This window comes from Corynebacterium striatum (assembly GCF_016728105.1).
GTDB lineage: Bacteria > Actinomycetota > Actinomycetes > Mycobacteriales > Mycobacteriaceae > Corynebacterium > Corynebacterium striatum.
In genome coordinates, this window is sequence record NZ_CP068158.1 from 725,160 (window position 1) to 749,800 (window position 24,641).

The following is a 24,641-nucleotide window of genomic DNA, read 5'->3' on the forward strand; positions in this document are numbered from 1 at the left end:
ATATGCCGTTTATGTCCAAGTCGAAGAAAACACCGCACTCTGCTACCCCGGCTCTCAAGCTTCTGGAAGAAGCAGGTATCCCGCACGAGGTGTCTACTTTTGAAGGTGGCTCCGATCACTTCGGTGATCACGCGGCAGAAGCACTAGGAATTGATCCCGAACGTATCTTCAAGACCTTGGTCATCGATCTCACCGCAGGCAAGGGACCAAAGCGGGAACTCGCAGTCTGTGTCCTGCCCGTCTCCCATCAGTTGAGTCTCAAGAAGGCCGCAGCGGTGTTTGGGGCTTCAAAGGCCACCATGGCCGATCCCAAGGACGCTTCCAAGTCTTCCGGCTACATCCCCGGCGGCATCTCCCCGTTGGGCCAAAAGAACGTGCTCCCCACCGCAATGGATGAGACGGCCATCCTCTTCGACACCATCTTCTTCTCCGGCGGGCGCCGTGGCCTCGATATTGAAATGAACGCCGAGGCTCTCCCTCAAGTCCTCGACGTCACCTTTGCCGACCTCGTGGCCGACTCCTAGAACAACGACGTCGGCGGCTGCTCAGCGATGAGTTCCGCGTAATCGTTGCGCACGTTACCCACCGCAGGGTCTGCGGGACGCGCCTCAAACCCAGTCACGTTGGATGGCTCTAGCAGCGGCTCACCTGCCAGCCACGCGCCGATCTCCTCCGCAGTCAGAAACTTAGGCAGGCGCCCATGCAGCCACGCCATCTCTTCGGTGGCTTCCGTGGTGATCATTGTGGCCGAAAGCCGCTCCATGCCAGTCGCCCACAGCCCAGCGGCAAACAACATGCCTTCCGGCCCGGTCACGTAGTACGGAGTCTTCTTCCCCTTCACCTTTACCCCTCCGCCGGGGCTTGGCTTCTCAGCCTTCCACTCGTAATAACCATCGAGCGGAATGATGCAGCGATTGTGCTTGAAGGCCTCACGGAAGGAAGGCTTGGTAGCCACGGTCTCAGCGCGCGCGTTAAACAGGGGTGAGCCATCCAAGTCCTTCTTCCAATGCGGAAGCAGGCCCCAGCGTGCAGGCTCCACACGCGCAGCGCGCTCTTGGACGCGCACGATGGCTACCGGCTGGGTAGGCGCAATGTTATAGCGCGCAGGGGGCAGCCCTTCGGGAGCGTGAACTTCCTCGATTCCCTCCCACTTGCCTACTTCATCGAGCAGAGACTCGGTAAACAAAACAAATCTTCCGCACATGCCCTTTATTATGGACTACATGTCTTTGTATTGGTCCGCCCCGCTCGCATCCGCTCCCCTGGACTGGGAACAGCCCGTGCCGGGTTCTAAGTCAATTACCAACCGCGCCTACATTCTGGCGGCGTTGGCAGACGGGCCGTCCATCCTGCGCTATCCTCTGCAATCACGCGATACCCGCCTCATGGAGGCGGCATTGACCAACATGGGCGTCGCCTTTGAACACGTAGGCAACGATGTGCACGTCACCCCTGGGCCACTGCATGGTGCAAACATCGATTGCGGCCTAGCCGGCACAGTCATGCGTTTCCTGCCACCTGTAGCAGCACTTGCGAACGGACCCGTTCATGTCGACGGTGACCCACAGGCCCGCCAGCGCCCCATGTCCACCATTTTGAATGCGCTGCGCGATCTCGGCGTCGAGGTAGAAGGCGATAGCTTGCCATTTACCATCACGTCCTTGGCCGTCCCTGAAGGCGGCGCAGTTACTGTCGACGCCTCCGGCTCCTCCCAGTTCGTCTCCGGACTCCTACTTTCCGGTGCGCGCTTTGAAAAGGGCATCACCGTAAAGCACGAGGGCGGTCCCCTTCCGTCCCTGCCGCACATCGAGATGACGTGCGCGATGCTGCGCGAGGCCGGCATCGAGGTCGAAGAAGGCCAGAACAAATGGACGGTTCACCCAGGGCCAATCGCGGGGCGAGACTGGCGCATCGAGCCTGACCTATCTAACGCCACCCCATTTATGGCCGCGGCAGCAGTCGCTGGTGGCCGCATCACCATCCCCCAATGGCCAGAGGAAACCACGCAGCCGGGCGATGCCATCCGCGACATCCTCACCACCATGGGCGCGCACATCGAGCAAACCGCGGACGCCGTGACGGTGATTGGCGCATCTGATGGCCAGATCCACGGCGTTGAGCTCAACATGGGCCACATCGGCGAACTCACGCCTACTGTCGCCGCCCTATGCGCTCTGGCGGACACTCCTTCCCGGCTTACTGGTATTGCACACCTGCGCGGGCATGAGACCGATAGGCTTGCTGCACTCGCTGCGGAAATCAACGGCTTAGGCGGCAACGTCACTGAGCTTAACGACGGCCTGCTTATCGAACCCGCACCCCTCCACGGCGGAAAGTGGCATTCCTACGCCGACCACCGCATGGCTACCGCTGGCGCCATCATCGGTCTGCGCGTGCCAGACGTGGAGGTCGAGGACATCGAGACCACGTCCAAGACCTTGCCAGGCTTTAGCGGCATGTGGGAGCAGATGCTGGAGGGAAACCGTGGCTAGGAACGCTCGCTCCTATGACGAGTCCGATGTCCGAATCCGTCCTGGCAAAGGCTCCCGCCCGCGTACGAAGGACCGCCCCAAGCACAAGGACGCCAGGTTCGGCATGGTGGTGACCAAGGATCGCGGACGGTGGGGCGTAGCGCTTGACGACGGCCCGCTAGTCACCGCTATGCGCGCCCGCGAGCTAGGCCGCACCGCTGTCGAGGTGGGTGACCGTGTAGGCGTCGTCGGCGATACCACCGGCCGCAAGGACACGCTGGCCCGCATCGTAAAGCTAGAAGATCGCACGTCGGTGCTGCGCCGCACCGCGGATGACACCGACCCTTATGAGCGCATCGTCGTAGCCAATGCGGACCGCATGCTCATCGTTACCGCAGTCGCTGATCCCCCACCGCGGTCGGGCTTTGTCGAACGAGCACTCATCGCCGCCTTCGTCGGCAACGTGCACCCGGTCCTGTGCCTGACCAAAACGGATCTCACCGATCCTTCCCCGTTTGCGGCTGAATTCGCGGACCTAGACGTCACGGTGGTGGAAGCCGGCGTCGATGATTGCCTGGATGCCGTCCACAACGTCATCGATGGACACGTCACCGCGCTGATCGGCCATTCGGGCGTGGGCAAGTCAACCCTTGTTAACCGTCTTGTGCCAGACGCCCAGCGCGAGACCGGTGAGGTCTCAGCTGTGGGCAAGGGCCGTCACACCTCAACGCAGTCTGTTGCCCTGCCGTTACCCAAGGAGACGTGTCCGCACGGCGGATGGATCATCGATACACCGGGCATTCGTTCCTTCGGCTTAGCGCACGTCGACGCCGACACCATCCTCGGTGTCTTCGACGACCTAGCAGCCGCAATTGAAGATTGCCCCCGTGGCTGCACACACGTTGGCCCACCAGCCGACCCCGAGTGCGGCTTGGACCTCAACATCAACGAGGATTCAGCGTCGGCTCGTCGTCGTGACGCGGTCCGCAAGCTCCTAGCGGCCCTGCGCACCAACGTGGAGTGGGAGAACTAGCCAACTTTTAAGCCAACTTTTAAGCCAGAGCCTTTTGCCCGGCTTTTCCGCTGGGCTCCTTCGACCGAGCTGAAGAAATATGTAGTCCTGTGTTAGAGCAGCTCTACAAGGAATGGAAGCTCTGAGGGATCATAGAAAGCCATGAAGTTGTCCAGCGCGTCTCCTACTGCAAGCTCCGCGTCTTCGTCGCCCAAGTCAGCGTTGTCGATGACCTCGATCGCCTTTGCGGTGGCCTCTTCCGATTCCTCGACGTCCACATGGATCGCCTGTACATGGGATTCAGTAATGACTGCCGGGTCGAGCTTCACAACTGGGTCTCCCATGTCTGGATGCGGGGTGACCACGGAATCATCAACATCGACAGAAATAACTACACGGCGATGCGGGAAGCTTTCCTCATCACCGATAGCCAATAGACGCAACGAGGCCATGGAGGCTTCCAGAAAAGCGGAGTACGCAATCTCTTCTTCGTCGCCCTCAGTGTAGAACTCACGCAAAGCCGGAGTAACGGTGAATCCCCAACCAGATCGCGCAGCGAGCTGACCGGTTTCCTTCAGCTCACTTAGCATCGCAAAAGTTGCGGGCAAGTAGACGCGAACTTTGGACACTTAGAACTCACCTTCAATATCGAACACGGCTTGTACCTCAACGCTGGTGCGCTCAAAAACGGTGTAGAGCATGCCCACCATGCCAAAATCAACGGCTGCGCGAACATTCAAAATGGAATCATCCACCATGACGCAGTCATTGATCGGCAGCTCAATGGCATCCGCCGCCGCTTGGAAGGCTGCGAGCTCCGGCTTTTCAGCGCCGACCTCACCAGAAAGAACCACGGCATCGACGATTCCGCGGTACTCCCACTCGCGGATGTGCTCTGCACCTGGGCCGCCTGGATCATTAGACAAAATTGCGGTTGCTACGCCGTTGGCCTTCGCTGCCGCAAACAGAGAACGCCACCTTTTGACGTCTTCCTCGGTGCCATCAAGCACACCAACGAAATCTACGATTAGACCGCGCATCTAGAAAGTCCTTTTGCTGTTGAGTAGGAGTTAGTTTTTAACGCCCAAAAGTATATCTAAAACACAAAAATATCGCGCCCACCCCTCACAGAAAACTCACAGCTAGGCGCTCGGCCGCTTCTCATGGCACAATGATGGTGCGTTCGCCTCCTGTCCCCCTTGCAGGAAGGCTTTTTGAATGTACGCCCCAATTCCCGGCTTCAGCTACCTGAAGCTCTACACTGCGCCTGACCGGATACGCTACGCACATCAGCCAAGCGCGGAGGCTCTCTCCAAGCGTGAAGAGATTCTGGAACTTGTAGCCATCGCTCTGGAAGCCACAGGCGGCCTTCGCCCTTTGCACCAGCTCGAGGGTACGAAGTACAACCGTGACATCAAAGTTCACCTACGTGCTTGGGCGCTCAACCATCGCCCACAGGATCAAGTTGTACCCGTGCGTATGCGCAGCCTGCATGCACGAGCCAATGGTGAATTCTTTGGGTCCGTCGACTTTGGAGAAAACCGCCATGGTTTCACTGGCTCATACCAGCACAACCGGCTAACGGCTTTCAGAATGCTTACTCTCGGACACAATTTCCGAGGGTAGTTACAAGGAACCCAGCCGAATTAGGATGTCGGTCCAATCCAATGAGGTCCAAACGCCGATGCCCGCCGTCAGTATCGAAGCGATACCACTAAAAAGCACGCCAATTCGACCAGCCGGAGGAATTTTTGACCCTTCTTCTGACTGTCCCTCTTCGATGCGTTTCAGGCAATCTTCAACAGTGAGCTTTTCTTGCTCCTCAGAGGGGAAGAGCTCATCGCTTCCAGCCGCCGCTAGGTACTGGTGGCACGTGCGTGGCTCTTGATCCACAACCGCGTAGGCATGCGCCGTACCGCCTAACAAAGTAGCCGACAAAAATGCCGACAAACCTAGGCGCAATGAACGACGTCGCACGACAGTCTCCTCAGGGGTAAAAGGCGATCGAAAATGAATTTCTAAATATCTTTGTCCCAGATTATAGGAATCTGTCTAAAACTTAAAAGTGCCTGACCACAAATGTGGCCAGGCACTCAGTTAAATAAGTCGCACGTGCGTCTTATCTTCGCACTATGCCTCAGCAGTGTCCGAGGTCGGAGCAGCTGCCTGTGCTTCCTCCTGCGCCTTAAACTGCTTGCGGAGCATGAACAGCTGGCGCACAGTCTCTTCCTTGACGCCTTCGTTCATGGCGTTAAACATATCGCCGCCCTCCTTCTGGTACTCCACCAGGGGGTCACGCTGCGCCATCGCGCGCAGGCCGATGCCCTCCTTGAGGTAGTCCATCTCGTAAAGGTGCTCGCGCCACTTCTGATCGATGATCGGAAGGATGACCATGCGCTCAGTGCTGCGCATCTGGGACTCGCCGCCAATCGCGGTGACAGCTTCCTCAAGCTTGTCGTACTCAGAGTTAGCGTCAGCAACCAGGGCCTCGCGCAGCTGCTCAGCGGTGAGCTCGCCGGCGGAACCGTACTCGGTTCCCTCAACGAGGGACTCGTGGCTCATGGTCGGGCCGTACAGAGACTCGAGCGCGTTCCACAGCTCGTCCAGGTTCCAGTCCTCGACGTAGCCGGTGGCCGTAGCGCCCGCGACGTATGCCGAGACGGTGTCATCGATCATGTCGCGGATATTGTCCTTGATGTCACCCGCATCGAGGATGTCGTGGCGGGTAGCGTAAACAACCTTGCGCTGCTCATTGAGGACTTCGTCGTACTTCAGGACGTTCTTACGCATTTCGAAGTTCTGGTTCTCCACCTGTGCCTGCGCGCCCTTAATGGAGTTAGAGACCATCTTGGCCTCGATTGGGACGTCGTCAGGCACGTTCAGGCGATTCATCATGTTCTCCATGGACTGACCCACGAAGCGAACCATCAACTCATCACGCATGGACAGGTAGAAGCGGGTCTCACCTGGGTCACCCTGGCGGCCGGTACGGCCACGCAGCTGGTTATCGATACGGCGGGACTCGTGACGCTCGGTACCCAGGACGTAGAGGCCGCCAGCCTCGCGGACTTCGTCACCGAGGCGCTTGGAACGCTCCTTCTCCTCTTCAATCTCTGCATCCCATGCCTCCTGGTAACGCTCTTCATCCTCGAATGGGTCGAGGCCGCGCTCACGCAGCTTCTCATCGAGGATGACCTCTGGGTTACCACCCAGCACGATATCGGTACCACGGCCTGCCATGTTGGTCGCAACCGTTACCGTTCCTGGACGGCCGGCACGAGCAACAATTTGGCCCTCTTCCTCGTGGTGCTTAGCGTTCAGCACGGAGTGCTTCACACCGCGCTTGGTCAGCAGCTGGGAGAGGTACTCGGAACGCTCAACGGAGGTGGTACCAACCAGAACTGGCTGGCCCGCCGCAACGTGCTCAGCGATGTCATCGACAACCGCAGCGAACTTAGCTTCCTGAGTCTTGTAGATGCGGTCGGAGTGATCCGCACGCTGGTTCGGCTTGTTGGTCGGAATCGGCACCACGTCGAGGCCGTAGATGGAGTGCAGCTCGGCTGCCTCGGTCTCTGCGGTACCGGTCATGCCGGAAATCTTTTCATACAAACGGAAGTAGTTCTGCAGAGTAACGGTAGCCAGAGTCTGGTTCTCGTTCTTGATCTCCACATTTTCCTTGGCCTCAATGGCCTGGTGCATGCCCTCGTTGTAGCGACGGCCTGCCAGCACGCGGCCGGTGAAAGAGTCAACGATCATGACCTCGCCGTTACGCACGATGTAGTCCTTGTCGCGGGTGAAGAGCTCTTCCGCCTTCAGAGCGTTGTTCAGGTAGGACACCAGCTGGGAATGCTCTGGTGCGTACAGGTTATCGATGCCGAGCTGATCCTCGACATACTCAACGCCCTCCTCGAGCACGCCGATGGTCCGCTTCTTGTGGTCAACCTCGTAGTGGATCCCCTCACGCATCTTGGGCGCCAGCTGCGCGAAGACGCTGTAGAACTGGGAAGAGCCGTCGACCGGACCGGAAATGATGAGCGGGGTACGTGCCTCGTCGATAAGGATGGAGTCCACCTCGTCGACGATGCAGTAGTTGTGGCCGCGCTGGACGACGTCGTCAAGCGAGCGCACCATGTTGTCACGCAGGTAGTCGAAGCCCAGCTCGTTATTGGTGCCGTAAGTGATGTCGCAGGCATAAGCTTCCTTACGCTCTGCAGGGCGCATCTCGGAGAGGATAACACCAACGCTAAGACCCAACCAACGGTGCACACGGCCCATCATCTCGGCGTCACGCTTAGCCAGGTAATCGTTGACCGTAACGATGTGAACGCCCTTACCTTCGAGTGCGTTGAGGTAAGCGGGCAGCAGCGAGGTCAGCGTCTTGCCCTCACCGGTACGCATCTCGGCAACGTTGCCGAAGTGGAGGGCAGCACCACCCATGATCTGAACCTTGTAGTGCTTCTGGTCCAGAACGCGCCAAGCCGCTTCACGCACAGTGGCGAAAGCTTCGAGAAGGATGTCATTCATCTCTTCACCGTTGCCCAGACGGTCTTTAAATTCCTGGGTCTTTGCCTTTAATTCTGCATCAGTCAGCGCGGCGTACTCGGATTCGAGAGCAATAACATCATCAGCCATCTTTGCAAGGCGCTTGACGGTACGTCCTTCGCCTGCACGGAGCAGCTTGGAAAGTCCAAACACTTCTAGATAGTCCTTCTTGTCGCGACAAAATAGTTAACTTCAGGTCATTGTACCCACTCGCTCCACAAAGCCTTATTCTGACCCTAATTCTGGGCGGCACAGCTAAAACTGGCGAGACCGTTGCGCAAAAACGAATTCACCCCCTGCCACTTCATCGCTTGTGCAATGAGCGGCAGGGGGCGAGGGAAGCTCTAGGAGCTTAAACCCGCGTTGGGGCGTGCCGTTTAAGCTTCGCCAGCATCCTCAGAAAGGGAGATGATGCCGTAGTCGAATGCATGACGGCGATAAACCACAGACGGCTTGTTGTTCTCTTCGTTGATGAAGAGGTAGAAGTCGTGGCCGACCAGCTCCATTTCACTGAGGGCCTCATCGACGCTCATCGGAGTAGCTGGGTGCTCCTTGGAACGAACAATCTGGCCTGGGCGTACGTCCTCGACGGTCTCTGCATAAGGATCGATGTAGCGCTCTTCCTTGGCGCGCTCGTTCTCAGCTGCAGCAACCATCTCAGCAGCAAGTTCACCGGTGCCCTTCTGTGCACGGTGTCCGGACTTGACGTTCTCGCGGCGAACCTTGACCTTACGCAAAGAACGCTCCATCTTTGCCAGAGCGGTCTCCAGAGCAGCATAGAAGGAATCTTCCTTAGCCTCGGCACGAGCGATGTGGCCCTTACCGGTAGCGGTGATCTGGATGCGGTCGGACTCTGCCTCACGACGTGGGTTAGGCTCGTGCTGGAGCTCCACGTGGAAGAAGGTCAGAGTCGGGTCAAGGCGTTCAATCTTGGCCAGCTTTTCAGTTACGCGCTCCTGGAAGTGATCTGGGACCTCGACGTTACGGCCGGTGATTGTAACCTGAGCGTTGGTGGGCTGGGACATTGAGTTGCCTCCCTTATCTCGTGGGGACTGAATGACTGCACATTCCGCAGTTTGAAGGACTCTAGACATTTCCTCGCTTGGACTTGAATCTCCAGCAATTGCCTGAGCCACTTCACTGCTTCCCTGTGACACCCTTCATGCTACCAGTGGTCATAACCAAGGGATCCTTTAGGTCGCAAATTTACCCCTGAACCTCACATAACTACGCCTCTGCCAGTACGATTGCACCGTCTACTACTCCCCCTGCACCGCGTAGCCGCGCGGCGCTAGCGCTAAGCGTCGCACCGGTGGTCACCACATCATCGACAAGCACTATGCGCGTTCCCGCCACCTGGCTCGCTGCCCGCGTCAGATGCACCGCAGTACGCATGTTCTCCCACCGCTGACCTGCGTTAAGATCAGACTGGTCCGCTGCCAGCTCCCTCACCTTTAAAGCAGTACACGTGCGCATGTGAGGCAGCCTCGCCGCTACTTTTTCACAGATTTGCTCCACGGGATCCCCACCACGCGCGCGGGCGGAGTTCAGCCTCGTCGGGGCCGGCACCAAGACAATTTCTTCTGGTATCTCCCCTCGCGCCCGCAAATACTCAATACCAGCTGTGTACACAGCCGCCACATGGGAACGCACCGCACGATTTCCCCGCTCCTTCATCGAGACAATGAGATGGCGGCGCACATCTGAATACGGCCCCATTGCCCAGACAGGCAAGCCCAAGGGAACCGGACGAGAGATCTGGCGCGGTGGCAGTCGCAAATGCTTCTGACACCGCTCACAAATGAGCGCAGGCGCAACAATCACACCGCCACACCCCGCGCACTCACGCGGGACAACCACGTCAAGTAATTCCAAAGCCCGCGCTGCTAGCCTTCGCTTGCGCATACCTACGCCCTCCCCTTATCGCACCGTGGCCTGTCCTCCCCCGCCCCGGCTTTTCTTGCGCTTACTATTTGGCCACGATAGGCGAAGAACGAAGCCCCTGCAGACCAGAGACTTCACGCCAGAAGGAATTGTCAGTGCTCTCCGCAGGCAACTGCAACAACGCGTGCGAATCGGTGATGTAGAGCGTCGTCGGTGAAGCTGCCACGGCAACTACCGGAGCTGTGATGTTTCCCGAAGCCAACGTGGTGGCAGAAGAGCCATCTTGCTCAATTCGCCACACTGGGGAATTCGTATTGTTCGTACCCACAAGCAGAGATCCATCACTCATCCAGTCGAGCGACAGAGCCGTATTCTGCATTTCCAAGCCCACCTGGTGGGCGTTGACGATATGGTAGTCGCTATTCTTACCACGAGCGACGATACCGATGTAAACGTTGCCGCCGATGAGCATCGCAACGCGAGCACCGGTGGCAGACAAGCGAATGACGGAGATCTCGCCATTGATATTATCCATACCAGAGGTATCAACCTCAGACTGGGAAATCTCACCGGACGCGGCGGAACGCGCGACCCGCACTACCTTCTCACCGTTGACGACGGTCCAGATGGCTTGGCCACTAGGTTCAAAGGTGGGGCGAGCAATCGTCTTTGCCTTCAAATGGTCGCTTAGATTCTCACCCATCTTGCCCAACTTGAGCTGATACTCAGTCTGGGAATTCTTCTGCACCGCCGCAACGATTGATTCTGCGGAAATATCTGCCGATTGGAGGTTATTCGCACGGCCCAAAGATGTGCTAGAAGGCGCTGCCGTGCCGCCGCTTACCTCGAGCAAAGCACCGTTATTGATGGCATAAAGCTTAGCATCAGAGCTGGCGAGGTTGCCCGGGTTGTACTCCGCAAAGTCATCGATCGTCATCTCATCCAAGCCGTCGATAAGCGGGCTGCCATCAGCGGTGGCCTTGATCTTGCCGCCGACGTTAGCGTTGTTCAACGTCCACACCAAAGAGGCGGCAAAGCGCAACCGTTGTTCTTGGCTCATCGAATTCATTCCGCTAAATCGATAAGTTCCGTCTTCTTTACCGAGGAAGGTTGCAGAGACGGGGACCAAATCGGAGATTGCAGGACGCAAGTCATTGTTGGGCCCTTCCAACAATAACGTGACCAGCTCAGTGTCCACCGACTGCTGGCCGGTGTAGAGCCACCGACGGTCAGAAACCAAAGACTGTTCCGACTGCCCAAAGAAATACAGCGACAAAGGACGATAGTTATTGCGCAGGTCATTGCGCTCAATAACCAGGCCAGCGGGCAGATCGACGATGCGCCATTGATCGTTAATCTTTTCCATCTTGATGGTGGCCTCGTACTTAATGCTGCGCGGAACATATGCGCCGCCATCGACGAGGGAGCCAATCACATTTCCGCGCACGTCAAAGGTCCTGCGATCAGCGCCATTGTCCACGGTCAAAATGTCAATCGAATCCACGACGAGCATGGAGCCGGTTGGGTCCCAAGTTTCAGCAATGGAGTCCGCCAAGAAGTTGCGGGAAGACTCGTAGTTGCTGGCGGGTTTACCAGAGGCTGTATAGAACTCACGCAGGACCAGATCGGCGTCTGCGCCTGCCTTCGGCCCCATGATTTCTACTTGTGGATCGATACGCTTCTGAAAGGTTCCAATAACCTGCGGTGAAGTATTATGCGGCAGTGTCGAACAACCTGCCACGGCAAAAACACAGGCGGCGCTAGTTACTGCCAGCACGCTGCGCGAGGAACGCACAAAGCGCAGCTTCTGGGAGGTACGGCTGCTACTCATCGCTGCTCCTTTTCTGCTTCACTAGCGCTGCTTGACGACGCCGCGTTCGGCGTCTTCCCCGCATGGGTTTCAGATTCGGGGGCGTCGTCAAGCACTGCGGATTCAACCTCTACGAAATCCCGGGACATGCGCTCCGACGGCCAAATGATGCCAACGTCCTGCTGTTCCAAGACTTCTGTGTTGTCAGGTTCAGGGCACGGGGCATGCGGAACTTCCAAAACGATTGGCTCGGATTCGATTGGAGTGTTCGGAACGCGCGGGACAATAAGCCTGAAACGCGAGCCCACGCCAAGATAACCGATGGCGTCGAGTGTACCGCCATGCAGCACGGCGTCCTCGCGGGCAATCGCCAAGCCCAAGCCCGTGCCGCCGGAATGGCGCTTACGCGAGGCATCGGCGCGCCAGAAGCGGTTGAACACCAACTCCTCTTGCCCCTCCTTGAGCCCCACGCCGGAGTCGGTGACCGCAATGCCCACCGCTTCTTCGTTGGCAACCATGTCCACCACAACTGGCTTTCCCTCGGAGTGGTCGATGGCGTTGGCCAAGAGATTGCGCAGAATGCGCTCGATGCGGCGGGAGTCGGCTTCGATGGTCACCGGCTCAGCAGGCATATTAATCTGCACGTCAACGTCAAGTTCTTCAGCCAAATGCACAACCTGCGCCATCGCAGAATCGACGCACGAACGCACGTCGAGGGATGCGGCAGACAGGTCCGCCACGCCGGCGTCGTGCCGCGAGATTTCCAGCAGGTCGGCGAGCAATTCCTCGAACCTGTCAAGCTCGCGAATCATCAGCTCCGAGGCGCGTCGGGTATGCAGTTCCATGGAGTCCGAGTCGGCGGCGATCAGATCTGCGGCCATGCGCACTGTCGTCAACGGAGTTCGCAGCTCGTGCGAAACATCGGAAGTGAACTGCCGCTGCAGGTCGCCGTACTCCTCCAACTGGGTAATCTGCTTCGATAGCTTGTCAGCCATGTCGTTGAAGGACGCTGCTAGGCGGCCCATCTCATCATCGGAATTGACCACCATTCGCTCGCGCAGATGGCCTGCAGCCAAACGCTGCGCAATGCGTGAAGCGGAACGAATTGGGACGATAACTTGCTGCGTTGCCAGCCATGCGATGCCTACCAGGAGGACCACGACCACCACACCAGCAGCGGAGAGCAGACCACGCATCAACGCCATGGTGGCTTCCTCGGATTCCATGGATAGCACCAGATAAACCTGGGTATCAGGGATGTCAGAATCGATGGGGGTGCCAACCAACAGGGCGTTATATGTCTCCCCCTCGATGCGGTCGATGCTTGTATATTGCTGCGCAATATTCCCATTGGAAACCAGTGTCCGCATCTCTTCCGGAATACGGAAACCTTCGGGAGAGGTGGTGAAGGTTCCGTCGTCATTATCTACGACGACAACAGCTTCATAGGTTTCCTGATGATCGTTTAGCTCCGAGGACAACTGCCCCAATGACGCCCGTGCGGAGTTGATGCGCACCTGGACCGAGTTCGCTGTTCCGGTGGCGTCGATTTGCTGCTCCACCGTTGCGCGTGCGCGATCAAGTTCTTGAAAGGCTGCGTCTTCCTTCTGGCTCACCAAACGCTGAGTAAGCACTGATACCAGCGCGTAGCCGAGCAAAAGCATGACCACCGTAGAGGCTACGAGAATCATGCCGATGACTCGAGTCTGCAGCGACGTGCGCCACTTGTCTACAAGACGATCCCGAAAACGTCTAAACCATTCAAAAATAGCGAAAGCCCTCTTTATTCCCCGGAGCCGGTCTTGCCGGTCTTATATCCCACACCGCGGACGGTGAGGACAATTTGTGGATCTTCGGGGTCGTGCTCGATCTTGGCGCGCAGGCGCTGGACGTGCACGTTGACCAAACGGGTATCAGAGGCGTGGCGGTAGCCCCACACGGATTCGAGGAGGGCTTCGCGGGTGTGAACCTGGCCCGGCTTGCGCGCCATCTCGAGAAGAAGGTCAAACTCCAAAGGAGTCAGCGAAATCTCTTCGCCGCCCGCACGGGTTACTGTGTGCTCGGGAACGTCAATGACGAGGTCGCCGACCTCGATGAGCTCACCAGAGGAAGCGGAATCGGTGCGGCGCAGGCGGGCACGGATGCGCGCAATGAGTTCCTTTGGTTTGAAAGGCTTGGTGATGTAGTCATCGGCTCCCGATTCGAGGCCGAGGACCACGTCCACAGTGTCGGTCTTAGCCGTCAGCATGACAATCGGGACCGAGGACTCGGTGCGAATAGCACGGCAGATGTCAACGCCGTTCATGCCAGGAAGCATGAGATCGAGCAGGATGAGGTCTGGGTCGTTTTCTTGAAAAGCCGGAACCGCTTCATTTCCATCGGTTACCGCAATAGGCTCAAAGCCTTCTGCCTCAAGAACGATGGTCAACATCTCCGAGATCGCAGGATCATCGTCAACCACCAGAATCTTCGGCGCCATATTCCTACTCCTCCACGAGTTTCTTCACAGATTGCACAATCATATCGGTATCAGCGGTGGCGATCCACTGTCCGCCCCACTTACGCTCTGCTAATCGACGATACGCCGCCGCAGTGTTCGCCTGCAGAGTACTGTCCTTTTCGTATCGATCACGGGCGCGGGTCGAGTCCTCCTCGGCACGGGAAGTCGCTCGTGCGGCGGCAAGCTCGACGTCGGTGTCAAGGAAAATTTGCAGCTGCGGCTTTGGCAAGCCGAAGCGACCAAACTCCAGATCAAAGACCCAATCAATGACCTCGTCGGTGCCTAGACGCGCAGCCGAGTACGCAGCATTCGACGCCACATAGCGGTCAAGAATGAGCAAGTCGTTGCTCTCCTGGGCTGCAAGCAGGCGTTCCTTTGCACCCAAGCGATCGAGGGCGAATAGGGTTGCCATCGCAAAAGCAGAGTCAGTCAGATCGCCCATCCTGCCGTAGAGAGCATCCTGCGCAAGCTGCGCATGAACCGACTCTTCATAACGGGGGAAGCCAAGAACGTTAACCTCAACGGAAAGTTCTTTCTTAATGCGCTGCACTAGCGTGTTCTTGCCTGCTCCATCGATTCCCTCGATGCTGATTAACATTTCTGGTTTAGCCCTTCGCTGCTTGGCGATGCGTCCGGTGACTTAAGACAGCGCTTCGATGAACGCCTCTAGGTCATAGTCTTCTTCGACTGCCTCGAGAATCTCCAAGGCATGCTCATTGAGGGCCTCGTCCCCGGAGCCGGCCAATCCGCGGATAAATGGGTAGGAAGAAACTACCTCGCCCGCACTGAAAGGCGCTCCGGCCCAGATAGCGGCGATTGTCGCCGCCGCCTGTGCGTTCCGTTCCTCATCTGCAGAGATCGCATCACCGGACGTTGCCAGTGCACAGGCATCAGAGACTGCCTCCACAATGTCTTCGTCATCCAAGTTCGCAAGTTCATCCAGAAAATCTACGTTTACGTCGTCTGAGAAGATGTTCTCGTCCCAAGTGCTCATTGCATTTCCCTTTCTTAGAGCCGCTAGACAATCAACGATTCCGAAATCTAGCAATCCCGAGTAATCAAAAGTGGAGTGTCCACCGCAGAAATTAAGAATGTGGAGCAACTTCTGGCGGTGTTTACTTCTATATCTAGCCGTTACTTCTCGGTTTGTCAGTGCATTTCCTCTGTCAATTTATAGGGCAAAGGCCACACTGGCGCATAACATACAGGTCAGTGCCGACAAATCTGCTTCTCACTGCATCCGCCTAGCATAGGTGCCCGATGCTACGGCTTAAACTGGCACAATCTTCCGCCTTCAGACTGGCCACAGCTGCATCTAGGCATTCCCTTATCAAGGATTACATGATAGTGTCGTTACCGAGTTGTTACACACCCTGCACCCTTACAGCATTTCCGCTGCATGAGTGCTATTTTTAAACAACCAAGACGCCAAGTTGTCTAAACAGCTGCTTTGTTGTTGTGTCGTAGCGACACCAAAAAAAATTAATACCCTCTTATCTTAAGAAAGGAAGCCATCATGAAGACCGATGCACGCCGCGTGTATGTCTTTATCACCATCGGCCTCCTTTCTGCTGTCTTCGTCGGCCTTGGCGTGTGGAAAATCTCCGCGCCTGGACCATTCACGGCGAAGAGCCAAAGCGAATCAATGACCCCAGTGGGCCACACCGAATCACCCCAAGCGGAGACTACGCAGACCACAACGAGCAGCCACACTTCCAAGCGCGCTCCCAAGAAGAGCTCTGTTGCTCTTCAGAATGACCCATATCTAGCTCCCAACGCCATCACTGGCACCGGTGCTAATTTCGGCCCTACGGAGGTTTATCGCCCAGAAAATCTCTCTTCGCAAAGCCGCGCCACCGCGCAGCAATATGGCGGCAACAGCCACTACGGCACGGGACAAGAGCCTTCCAATAGCGCACAGCTCGGAACCAGCAGTTCATCTGAATCCGCAGCTACTGCACCCGAATCGCCAACGCAATCTGCTGTACCGAGCCCGGCTCCTCCCCATACAGCAACCCCTACCGAAACCTCACCGAATCGCACGGTGCCCAACGAGAACAAGCGCAAGAGGGGTAGCAACTCTGAGCCGCCCGCCGTCAAGCCTATTGAGCCTTCAGAGCCCGCGGATGATCCCACCAAACAGAATGGAACAGCGGCTCCTGAATCTGAGCCAGCACCTACTACTGACGCAAACGGCAGAACCGTTGACGCGCCACAACCCAGCGTGGAACCGGTTAACCCCAATGCCCCGAAAGAACCTACCGATTACTCACCGGCGGAGGGCTCTGAGTAGGAACCCAATGAACTTGCCGAGCAGCCTGCGAACGTAGAAGCACCCGCGCAGTCCGCTTCTTAAACCTGCCTTTCAAAATGAGAACTCGCATGCCTCTCACCGTACTGACCGCCGAAGACATTCAAAGCCGCTTTCCCCCTGCCAAAGCTGTGCACGCGTTGCGCTCAACGCTGCAGTCTGGTTTGCAACTAGGAAACGATCCACAACGCAGCTCAATCCCAGTTGAGCACGGTAACTTCCTTCTTATGCCCGCGACTGCACCGGAATTGGGATTCGGAATCAAGCTGTTATCCCTTTCGGATCCCGGATACCGCCCCGAGCTACCGAGCATTCAAGGCACATATGTCCTCTTCGATCCCAAGACCCTCTCCCCCTCCCACCTCTTAGAGGGTGAGGCCATTACAAATCTCCGCACGCCGGCTGTTTCTGTAGCTACGGTTCTCAATCTATTAGAAGGCCCCGGAAGTAATGCGACTTCGGCCGATGCCCCACTCAAGGTAGTCATCTTTGGCACCGGCCCGCAGGGCCGTCACCATGCGGCAACGCTTATTGATACATTGCGAGAAAGGCCCGTTGAGTTTAGCTTTGTCAGCAGGAACCGTCCCGCCCAGCTTGCCCACGCCGCAACGTGGCTAGCTGCTGGCAGCCCCGAAGCCGCCGCAGCACTAGCCGCCGCAGAACTTGTTATCACCGCGACCAACTCCCCCGAGCCGCTCTTTGGGCTGGGCGACGTGCGCGGGGACGCGATAATAATCGCGTTGGGTTCCCACACGCCGCAAGCCCGTGAGATTTCGGGTGAGCTTATGGGGTCGGCAACGACTATCGTCGAGGACGTCGAGACCACCTTTGCAGAAGGCGGCGATGTCGTTCAAGCAGAGGCCGAGGGCTTTATCGACCGCGGCGCCGTCTTGACCATGGCGCAGGTCATTCGCGGCGAAGCAGAAATCTCTCGTGAGCGACCAGTCGTGTTCAAGTTCACTGGCATGGCATGGGAAGACCTAGTGGTCGCCCGCGCCATTGCCGACGAGTTCGCCGCAGCGGGCTAAGCGCACGCGCCTAGACGCGAGCGACGAAGAGCTGGCCGGCTCCGCTTTGGGCGGCGCGCGCCTTTACGACACCCTCTACAGCGGGGAGCCACTCGGCACCGCCAGGAGTAAGAGTTTGGGTATTTCCTTCTGCGTCTTCAAGCTCAACGCTTCCGCCGGTGCACAGTGCAATGGCAGGACCGTCAAACTCGAGTTCAACTTCATCATTGGCCCCTAGCTCCACACGGTCAAGAGCGAACTCGTCGATCGGTACCGGATAGGACCAGGCTTCGGCTCCCTTAACGTTGGGCGCTCCAGCCTTGTCCACCTGCTGCACGCGTGGGTCCGCAACAGATTCGTAGGTCAAGACCTTCACGAGCTCTGGCACATCCACGAACTTCGGGGTGAGGCCACCACGCAGAACGTTGTCAGAGTTCGCCATGATTTCCACGCCCAATCCCGAAACGTAAGCATGGAGCGAACCCGCATTCAGGTACAGTGCTTCCCCCGGCGCGAGAACAATGTGGTTGAGCAGCAGCGCGCCGAGCACACCGATATCGCCGGAGTATTGCTCGTTGAGGTTAATCACCGTACGCATATCGCGCGCCATCCATGCCTCAGCGCCATCCTCAGCAGTGCGGGCGATGAGAGCCTCGCCAGCTTCGACGATGGCAGCGATGAGTTCCTTGCGCTTTGCAGTTGGGATAGTAATCCACGTAGTAAACAGCGCACGCAGGTTCTCAGATTCGGCGGCCGGATCTGGCAGCAACATGCTCAAGTAATGGTCGAGCTGCTTGCAGTCCAGCGCTTTGAACAGCTCCAGCGTGCGCTCAAGTGGGCGGAAGCCTGCCATAGCGTAGAACTCGGTCAAGGCCACGATGAGTTCAGGCTTGTGGTTGTCATCTTTGTAGTTGCGATTCGCAGCGTTCAATGCGATTCCTGCAGCGTTCTCGCGGGCAAAGCCTTCTTCTGCTTGAGCCTTAGAAGGGTGAGCCTGCAATGACAATGGTTCCTCTGCGGCGAGGATCTTCAACAAGAACGGAAGGCGTTGCCCATAAGTCTGTTCGACACGCGCACCTAGCTGCTCGCGGGGTGCTGCGGCGATTACTTCATCAAGACGCTGGCCATCTACTGTCGAAGGATCACCCGAGTGAGCGCCGAACCATAACTCAGCAATAGGCGCTTCTGCCGCTGGTTCGCCTTTGAGCTCCGGAATCATGGTGCGGGAGCCCCAAGAATAGTTTCGAGTTGCGCTGTTGAGCAGCTGCATAAGTGTTTCCTTCTTTTAAGAAATCTCGTAGGCGGTCGCGGCATAGCTCCGCGTAATGAGCTGAAGCGCACGGGCGAGATCACCCAGCGCGGGTTCAGGATCATTGCTTGCTTGGGCAATGGAGTGGGGAAGGTTCGCCTCTTCCTTGCCCCATAAGACAATTTTCAAGGGTACCAAAGGACCCGTTTCCTCTCCCCCGTCGAGTTCGGGGTCATAGAAGATGTCACGAATCGCATTTGCACCAGAATGCTGATTTCGTTCAATCACCATCGGCAGCTCTTGCGCATCGACGTACGTGCCCCCTAGTCCATGGGCAGCCCAAATAGCTGCCGCCATCCGAGCAACCAAGGAGCCCAAATCAACCCGGACTCGTTCTTCGGAGAAAGCATATGGATCAGAGCCGCAGCTATGAACGACTCGCGCCCCTTCAACGAATTCTCGGAGTGCGCGCCCCGGATTGGTAGCAGAATCGTGCTCAGGGCTAAGCGTTTCGAGTTCACGGTCGATTGCGTCAGCCACCTCTTCGAGGCGCCGTGCGACAAGCTCACCTTCTTCTTCGAGGACCGCTTGAATGGCATGAAGGGCAGCAATGCTGCGTGCAGGCGACGCCCCCTCTGCCGTAGGTAGCGTCGGTGCGACCAGGGTAGCCGCAGGCGCATCCTCCAACAAGGGACCACGCGCGGGGCCGACCAAGACCGTAGCGGCTCCTCTCTTATCCGCAGCAATCAGAGCACGCGAGGCCCAATCACACTCGCCGCGCTCACCGATAACGACGACAACGTCCAGCGCACCTACAAATTGCGGCAGGGACTCAGCCACAACGACTGGCACGCGCGAAGGCTCCGCCAAACCCGCAGCTGTATAGGCCGCAGCGCGTGCCACCTGTTCGGTGGGAAGGATGACCAGCGAGCGCGGCTGAGTTCCGCCGAGGTGCTGTGCGAGCTGTTGGATCTCACCCGCCAAAACACGAACCTGGCCGCCCTCGTGCGCGACGTCGAAAAAGCGCACGGTCTCTGGGTCATAGGCCGCGCCGTCAAAATAGCCACTATCCATGGCCCCGAGCATAGCCCGCGACGCCGACATCGATAGCGCAAAAGAGGCTTTCACGCCACTCAGACAGGAAGTTGGGAGAAAAAGTCCAGCCAACAGCCCCGGACTCAGCCGCCGGACCTGCAGCGATTAGTATTAATGACCATGAGCACAGCGAACACCCCGCAGATTCACCCGGTGGTCCTGGTAGGCGGCGGCCCCGGCGCATGGGACCTCATCACGGTCCGCGGCATGTACGCCTTGCAGAACGCCGATGTCATCTTGGCAGATCATCTCGGCCCCACCCAGGATCTGCACAAACTGTGCGATGTCGACGCAAAAGAGGTCATCGACGTTTCCAAGCTGCCCTACCAGCGCCAGACTTCACAGGAAAAGATCAACGAACTGCTCATCGAGCACGCCCGTGCGGGCCGCAAGGTCGCCCGCCTCAAGGGCGGTGACCCCTATGTCTTCGGCCGTGGCTTCGAGGAAGTTCAGGCGCTCGCTGCCGCCTCGCTGCCTGTGGAAGTGATCCCTGGCGTTACATCTGCCGTATCCGTGCCCGCCCTTGCCGGCGTGCCTGTCACGCACCGCGGCGTCGTCCACGCTTTCACCGTTGTCTCTGGGCACCTCCCGCCTGGCCACCCCAAGTCCTTGTTGGACTGGGGCGCGCTTGCGCAGTCTGGCGCCACCCTCAGCATCATCATGGGCGTAAAAAATGCCCGGGCCATTGCCCAGGCAGTACAAGATGGTGGACGCTCACCGCAGACCCCAGTCGCCTTCATCCAAGAGGGAACCATGGAAGGTGAGCGCACCTTCCGCTGTACCCTCGGGTCCCTCGGCGAGACGGTAGAGTCCGCGACCATTGCCCCGCCGGCCGTCTTTGTCATCGGAGACGTTGCGGGGCTTACGACTTAGCTTCCCCCTTATTGGGCCCCTATTGGGCGCGCACCGACGCCCGCTTCGCGCAGTGATCAGCCTCTGGCTCCTGTTCAGCGATGACTTTGAATCCCCGACCAGAGCGAGCCGAGTGTCCACGCGGTGCATGGAACGCTGCGTGCGCATCACGCTCAGCGTTTTCAGCTTCAAGCTCTGCCGCCCGCGCGGCCCTGGTGCGGCGCGCGCCCAGCGTGGTGGTCGCAATTCCGACCACAGCGATGGCAACCTGCACCACCGGAATCACCCAGCTAGCGACCTCCCAGCCGAAGTAGGTCTCCGCGCCACCGATGACCTTGCCCACGTTCAGGTCAACAATCGCGGTGCCCACGAACCCGCCCAGAACCACAGGGTTAACGCGCGAGATGAGCCAAGCCGCAATCGGGGCGGTGATGGCGCCACCGATGAGCAGCGCGATGACCGCAGCCAGGTGCGCCACAATTTCGTGCCACAGCCCCACGATGAAGCCAGCGGTAGCGCCAAAGGTCACAAGGAACTCCGCGGTATTTACCGTGCCCACAATACGTCGCGGCTGCTCCCGCCCAATGGCCATCATCGTTGACGTAGAGACCGGCCCCCAGCCGCCGCCACCTGTCGCATCCACAAATCCACCTACCAAGCCGAGGCCGGCAAGAAAGCCCGTGGAGTGCTGACGCTTATATGCGGAGCGCTTGGGACGCGGGCGGGAAAAGCGCCACACCAGGTTCGCGCCGATGGCCACGAGGATGATCGCTGTGATGGGCGCAGCCGATTCCGTCGAAACGTTGGAGAGCACCGTTGCTCCTAAGAATGCGGCGATGGCGCCCGGCACGCCAAGTTTGAACACCGTAGGCCAATGCACGTTTCCAAAACGCCAGTGGCTCAAGCCAGAGACCAACGTGGTTCCCAGCTCAGCGGTGTGCACCACCGCGGAGGCCTGCGCAGGACCTAGGCCCGCCAGCAGCAGAATGGTGGTCGAGGTTACGCCGAAACCCATGCCGATTCCGCCGTCGACAAGCTGCGCCGCCGCACCGGCTAGCGCGATAAGAATGAGGGATCGCATCTTTTATCGTCCGATCTGTACAAGCTGTCGAGTCTGATAAGGCAGGCCCGCTGCATGAGCAAAGCGGTGGGAGACGATTCCCGCAAGGTCAACGCCTAGCGGGGAGTCTACATACGCTGGGGCTTCTGCGAGCAGGTCAAGAAGTAGACCTTCAGTAACGAACAGCGGCAGCACCCGCACCGAGCCATAAATACGCGCCTGCTTGGCGACGTCTTCCCTACCGCCCCGTGTAGCAAAAGCCACTGAGGTACTCACGCCGGTCAAGACAGCCACCCGCACCGCTAGGCGCGCAATGGCCTGGTTGGCTTGCAGATTCGATGAGCCCACCGAGTAGATGACCAAATGATCGGTCATCGGCGCGCACTGTGGTTGGCAGCCTGCGCGCTGCGCCAGCACCTGCGCCATGTCGGCCCCAGTGCCCAGCGAGTCACCGCGCAGCAGGCGCAGCCCGGAGGCTTCCTCTGCCGCAGCGATGGCCTCCGGCACGTCCACGCGATGGTGGTAGCCCTCAGTAAAAAGCAGCGGCACCACCACGGCCTCGGTTTCCCCGCGCGCTGCGAGCTGCTGCGCTGCCGTGGCGAGATCGGGCTCGTTGAACTCGAGGTGCGCACACTGCCAGTGCGCGACGTCGGCAAGCGCGGCGGCGCGTTGGGTAAGCACCTCGATGCCAGCTACAGCATTCGGGTGACGCGAACCATGCGACAACGTAATGAGGGCGGTCATGGTTATTCCTTGGGGGTCGCAGTGACGTGGCCGCGACGCTGGAGCGATCGCTGCAACGCCTCGTTGGAAGAAACAGTCTTCGCCGGGGCGACGGGAGCGTCGTCCTGACCATGAAACATCACGGAGAAAATCCGCAGGCATTCAGTGCATTTCCAGGCAAACTCCCCTTCCTCATCCGGGAAGAGCCCGGTGCCCCCGCAGTACGGGCAGTACATGGGGTGGTTGCGGTTGGGATTGGGCTTGCGTCGGAAATTCACTGCAGATCCTCCTCAGCGGCGCGCAGAACCCAGTGGCGGAATTGCTCGCCTTCCGCGCGCTGCTCCTTGTACTTGTTAACCAAGCGGATGACGTAGTCAGGCACCTCGTCCGCAATGACCTTGTGGCCACGCAGCTTGCGGCCCCAATCCGGGGACAGGCCCAGCGCACCGCCCAGGTGCACCTGGAAGCCCTCGACGCGGTTGCCGTCAGCGTCGGTGACAATCTGGCCCTTCAGGCCGATGTCGGAGACCTGCGAGCGGGCGCAGGCGTTCGGGCAGCCGTTGAGCGCAATGGATATCGGAACGTCCAGGTCACCCAACGTGTCCTCGAGGATGTCCACGAGTTCGATGGCGCGGGCCTTGGTGGTCACGTGCGCGAGCTTGCAGAACTCCAGGCCCGTGCAGGAGATGACGCCCCGGCGGAACTCGGAAGGCTGGGAATACAGGCCGGTCTCGTCGAGTGCCCGGGAAAGCGCCGGGATGTCCTCTTCCTTGACATCGAGGAAGAGGAGCTCCTTCATCGGCGTGGTGCGGATGCGGGTGATACCGAACTTCTCAGCGACGTCGGCAATGGCGATTAGCTGCTCGCCGGTGGCATGGCCCACGGTGGGCTTCACACCGAGGTAGTAGTTGCCGTCCTGTTGCTTGTGCACGCCCAAGTGATCGCGGGAACCGGGCTCTACAACGAGTGGCTCGCCGTCGAGAAGCGGTGCGTCCAAGTACTCGGTCTCTAGGACCTCGCGGAACTTCTCAATGCCCCACTCAGCTACCAGGAACTTTAGGCGGGCGCGGTTGCGGTTGCGACGGTAGCCGTAGTCACGGAAGATGCGGGCTACGCCTGCCCAAACCTCAGGAACGCGCTCCAACGGGACCCAAGCGCCCAGGGACTGGGACAGCATCGGGTTGGTGGACAAGCCGCCGCCAACGAAGCAGTCGAAGCCAGGACCATATTCAGGGTGGTTGACGCCGACGAAGGCAATGTCCTGAATCTCATGGGTGACGTCCTGGCGGCGGTTGCCGGAAATCGCGGTCTTAAACTTGCGCGGGAAGTTGTGGAATTCATCGCGTGGCAGGTAGTTCTCCACAATGTCGTCGATTGCCGGGGTGGCATCGATGATCTCGTCTTCTGCCACGCCCGCGACTGGCGAACCGAGGATGACGCGTGGGACGTCGCCGCAGCCCAGCAGCGTATCGAGCCCTACGGCGCGCAGTTTTTCCCAGATTGTGGGAACGTCCTCGATCTGAATCCAGTGCAACTGGATGTTCTGGCGGTCCGTGAAGTCCGCGGTGGAGCGAGCGTAGTCGCGGGAGATTTCGCCCACGGTGCGCAGCTTGGCCGGGTCCACGCGGCCACCGTCGAAACGCACGCGCATCATGAAGTACTCGTCCTGCAGCTCTGTATTGCTCAGCTTAGAAGTCAGCTCGCCGCCCAGGTTCTGGTTGCGCTGGGTGTAGAGGCCGAGCCACTTAAAGCGTGGGGCAAGATCCTCTGGCGGAATCGACTTAAACCCCTGCTTGGAGTAGATATCGATGACGCGCTGGCGAGCGGACAGGCCGCCGTCTTCCTGTTTGATCTCCTCGTCGGTGTTGAGCGGCTCCTTGCCGTCAATCTTCCATTGCCCCTCGGGCTTGCGCGGACGAGCCTTGCGTTGTGGTTTCGTTGCGGTAGTCATGGGGATGAACACTTGCCTTTCGTCGTGGATGACAAAAACCTACCGGTCTAAGAACGATAGACAAAGCGGTACGGATTAATTTCACCACTCTTTACATTGTGAGCTGGGACAACGTCGCCACGCTGGAAGAATCTAAATAATCGAGTTGCCCAGCGTTCCAGAAAGCGGTTCAAT

The 24,641-nt window shown here is 58.5% G+C and carries 25 protein-coding genes; 6 read left to right on the forward strand and 19 right to left on the reverse strand.

Translation table 11 applies throughout. The annotated features are described in order from the left end of the window. Positions 1 to 2 precede the first annotated feature (2 nt). Positions 3 to 524: a Cys-tRNA(Pro) deacylase gene (gene ybaK / locus I6I72_RS03365; protein WP_005528179.1), complete on the forward strand. Its 522-nt coding sequence runs from the start codon at positions 3 to 5 to the stop codon at positions 522 to 524. Here the strand turns inward: ybaK and I6I72_RS03370 are convergent. Further along, the gene (locus I6I72_RS03370; RefSeq protein WP_005528178.1) at positions 521 to 1,204 is read right to left on the reverse strand and encodes an SOS response-associated peptidase; all 684 of its coding nucleotides are present in this window, start codon (positions 1,202 to 1,204) and stop codon (positions 521 to 523) included. The genes ybaK and I6I72_RS03370 overlap by 4 nt on opposite strands. Here I6I72_RS03370 and aroA point away from each other — a divergent pair. Together aroA and rsgA are read left to right on the forward strand one after the other, a co-directional pair. After that, entirely contained in the window at positions 1,203 to 2,492 is a 1,290-nt protein-coding gene (aroA, locus tag I6I72_RS03375) for a 3-phosphoshikimate 1-carboxyvinyltransferase (protein ID WP_049151888.1), read from the forward strand. The genes I6I72_RS03370 and aroA overlap by 2 nt on opposite strands. Continuing rightward, positions 2,485 to 3,504, forward strand: a complete 1,020-nt coding sequence (rsgA, locus tag I6I72_RS03380; RefSeq protein ID WP_049151889.1) for a ribosome small subunit-dependent GTPase A — start codon at positions 2,485 to 2,487, stop codon at positions 3,502 to 3,504. The genes aroA and rsgA overlap by 8 nt, the downstream gene beginning before the upstream one ends. Before the next feature lie 92 nt (positions 3,505 to 3,596). Here the strand turns inward: rsgA and I6I72_RS03385 are convergent, their stop codons facing one another. The 12 genes from I6I72_RS03385 to I6I72_RS03435 all read right to left on the reverse strand — a co-directional run bounded on the left by I6I72_RS03385 (position 3,597) and on the right by I6I72_RS03435 (position 15,213). Further along, entirely contained in the window at positions 3,597 to 4,073 is a 477-nt protein-coding gene (locus tag I6I72_RS03385) for a DUF6912 family protein (protein ID WP_005528175.1), read from the reverse strand. A 39-nt stretch (positions 4,074 to 4,112) separates the two neighbouring features. Further along, positions 4,113 to 4,523: an HAD-IA family hydrolase gene (locus I6I72_RS03390; protein WP_005528174.1), complete on the reverse strand. Its 411-nt coding sequence runs from the start codon at positions 4,521 to 4,523 to the stop codon at positions 4,113 to 4,115. Positions 4,524 to 4,908: 385 nt separating this feature from the next. Further along, positions 4,909 to 5,031 (reverse strand): hypothetical protein, encoded by a 123-nt coding sequence (locus I6I72_RS13795; RefSeq protein ID WP_265342601.1) that lies wholly within the window; start codon positions 5,029 to 5,031, stop codon positions 4,909 to 4,911. Positions 5,032 to 5,109: 78 nt separating this feature from the next. Further along, complete coding sequence (locus I6I72_RS03395; RefSeq protein WP_100619417.1) at positions 5,110 to 5,460, reverse strand: hypothetical protein; 351 nt, start codon at positions 5,458 to 5,460, stop codon at positions 5,110 to 5,112. Positions 5,461 to 5,613: 153 nt separating this feature from the next. After that, positions 5,614 to 8,178, reverse strand: coding sequence for a preprotein translocase subunit SecA (gene secA / locus I6I72_RS03400; protein ID WP_049062990.1), 2,565 nt, complete (start codon positions 8,176 to 8,178; stop codon positions 5,614 to 5,616). A gap of 224 nt (positions 8,179 to 8,402) precedes the next feature. Then, positions 8,403 to 9,050 carry a ribosome hibernation-promoting factor, HPF/YfiA family gene (gene hpf, locus I6I72_RS03405; protein WP_005528170.1) on the reverse strand — a complete coding sequence of 216 codons (648 nt, stop codon included), beginning with the start codon at positions 9,048 to 9,050 and terminating at the stop codon, positions 8,403 to 8,405. A gap of 202 nt (positions 9,051 to 9,252) precedes the next feature. Further along, the gene (locus tag I6I72_RS13600; protein WP_223197292.1) at positions 9,253 to 9,501 is read right to left on the reverse strand and encodes a ComF family protein; all 249 of its coding nucleotides are present in this window, start codon (positions 9,499 to 9,501) and stop codon (positions 9,253 to 9,255) included. A gap of 493 nt (positions 9,502 to 9,994) precedes the next feature. Further along, complete coding sequence (lpqB, locus tag I6I72_RS03415) at positions 9,995 to 11,740, reverse strand: MtrAB system accessory lipoprotein LpqB (RefSeq protein ID WP_049151890.1); 1,746 nt, start codon at positions 11,738 to 11,740, stop codon at positions 9,995 to 9,997. Next, positions 11,737 to 13,410, reverse strand: coding sequence for an MtrAB system histidine kinase MtrB (gene mtrB, locus I6I72_RS03420; RefSeq protein WP_046645112.1), 1,674 nt, complete (start codon positions 13,408 to 13,410; stop codon positions 11,737 to 11,739). Before mtrB ends, lpqB begins: the two co-directional genes overlap by 4 nt. Positions 13,411 to 13,502: 92 nt before the next feature. After that, positions 13,503 to 14,198 (reverse strand): MtrAB system response regulator MtrA, encoded by a 696-nt coding sequence (gene mtrA, locus I6I72_RS03425; RefSeq protein ID WP_005528165.1) that lies wholly within the window; start codon positions 14,196 to 14,198, stop codon positions 13,503 to 13,505. 4 nt (positions 14,199 to 14,202) lie between these two features. Beyond that, positions 14,203 to 14,817, reverse strand: coding sequence for a dTMP kinase (locus I6I72_RS03430; protein ID WP_049146842.1), 615 nt, complete (start codon positions 14,815 to 14,817; stop codon positions 14,203 to 14,205). Between the two features lie 42 nt (positions 14,818 to 14,859). Continuing rightward, positions 14,860 to 15,213 carry a DUF4259 domain-containing protein gene (locus I6I72_RS03435; RefSeq protein ID WP_049062996.1) on the reverse strand — a complete coding sequence of 118 codons (354 nt, stop codon included), beginning with the start codon at positions 15,211 to 15,213 and terminating at the stop codon, positions 14,860 to 14,862. A 522-nt stretch (positions 15,214 to 15,735) separates the two neighbouring features. Between I6I72_RS03435 and I6I72_RS03440 the strand changes: the two genes are divergently transcribed. Continuing rightward, positions 15,736 to 16,512, forward strand: a complete 777-nt coding sequence (locus I6I72_RS03440; protein ID WP_049062997.1) for a hypothetical protein — start codon at positions 15,736 to 15,738, stop codon at positions 16,510 to 16,512. A gap of 89 nt (positions 16,513 to 16,601) precedes the next feature. Then, positions 16,602 to 17,558, forward strand: coding sequence for an ornithine cyclodeaminase family protein (locus I6I72_RS03445; RefSeq protein ID WP_049146844.1), 957 nt, complete (start codon positions 16,602 to 16,604; stop codon positions 17,556 to 17,558). A gap of 10 nt (positions 17,559 to 17,568) precedes the next feature. Here the strand turns inward: I6I72_RS03445 and manA are convergent, their stop codons facing one another. Continuing rightward, positions 17,569 to 18,807 (reverse strand): mannose-6-phosphate isomerase, class I, encoded by a 1,239-nt coding sequence (manA, locus tag I6I72_RS03450; RefSeq protein WP_049146846.1) that lies wholly within the window; start codon positions 18,805 to 18,807, stop codon positions 17,569 to 17,571. A gap of 15 nt (positions 18,808 to 18,822) precedes the next feature. Next, positions 18,823 to 19,860 carry a MurR/RpiR family transcriptional regulator gene (locus I6I72_RS03455; protein ID WP_049146886.1) on the reverse strand — a complete coding sequence of 346 codons (1,038 nt, stop codon included), beginning with the start codon at positions 19,858 to 19,860 and terminating at the stop codon, positions 18,823 to 18,825. A 135-nt stretch (positions 19,861 to 19,995) separates the two neighbouring features. On the opposite strand from I6I72_RS03455, the gene cobA reads away from it, so the two are divergent. After that, complete coding sequence (gene cobA / locus I6I72_RS03460; RefSeq protein WP_053093403.1) at positions 19,996 to 20,754, forward strand: uroporphyrinogen-III C-methyltransferase; 759 nt, start codon at positions 19,996 to 19,998, stop codon at positions 20,752 to 20,754. Between the two features lie 19 nt (positions 20,755 to 20,773). Here the strand turns inward: cobA and I6I72_RS03465 are convergent, their stop codons facing one another. Genes I6I72_RS03465 through I6I72_RS03480 form a run of 4 tightly spaced genes read right to left on the reverse strand, consistent with a single transcriptional unit; the run spans position 20,774 to position 24,467 of the window. Beyond that, the gene (locus I6I72_RS03465; RefSeq protein WP_049146848.1) at positions 20,774 to 21,814 is read right to left on the reverse strand and encodes a sulfite exporter TauE/SafE family protein; all 1,041 of its coding nucleotides are present in this window, start codon (positions 21,812 to 21,814) and stop codon (positions 20,774 to 20,776) included. A 3-nt stretch (positions 21,815 to 21,817) separates the two neighbouring features. After that, on the reverse strand, positions 21,818 to 22,537 hold the full coding sequence (locus tag I6I72_RS03470; protein ID WP_005528155.1) for a sirohydrochlorin chelatase: 720 nt from the start codon (positions 22,535 to 22,537) through the stop codon (positions 21,818 to 21,820). 2 nt (positions 22,538 to 22,539) lie between these two features. Continuing rightward, positions 22,540 to 22,794, reverse strand: a complete 255-nt coding sequence (locus I6I72_RS03475) for a hypothetical protein (RefSeq protein WP_034656575.1) — start codon at positions 22,792 to 22,794, stop codon at positions 22,540 to 22,542. Continuing rightward, positions 22,791 to 24,467, reverse strand: a complete 1,677-nt coding sequence (locus I6I72_RS03480) for a nitrite/sulfite reductase (protein WP_049063003.1) — start codon at positions 24,465 to 24,467, stop codon at positions 22,791 to 22,793. The genes I6I72_RS03475 and I6I72_RS03480 overlap by 4 nt, the downstream gene beginning before the upstream one ends. Positions 24,468 to 24,641 lie beyond the last annotated feature (174 nt).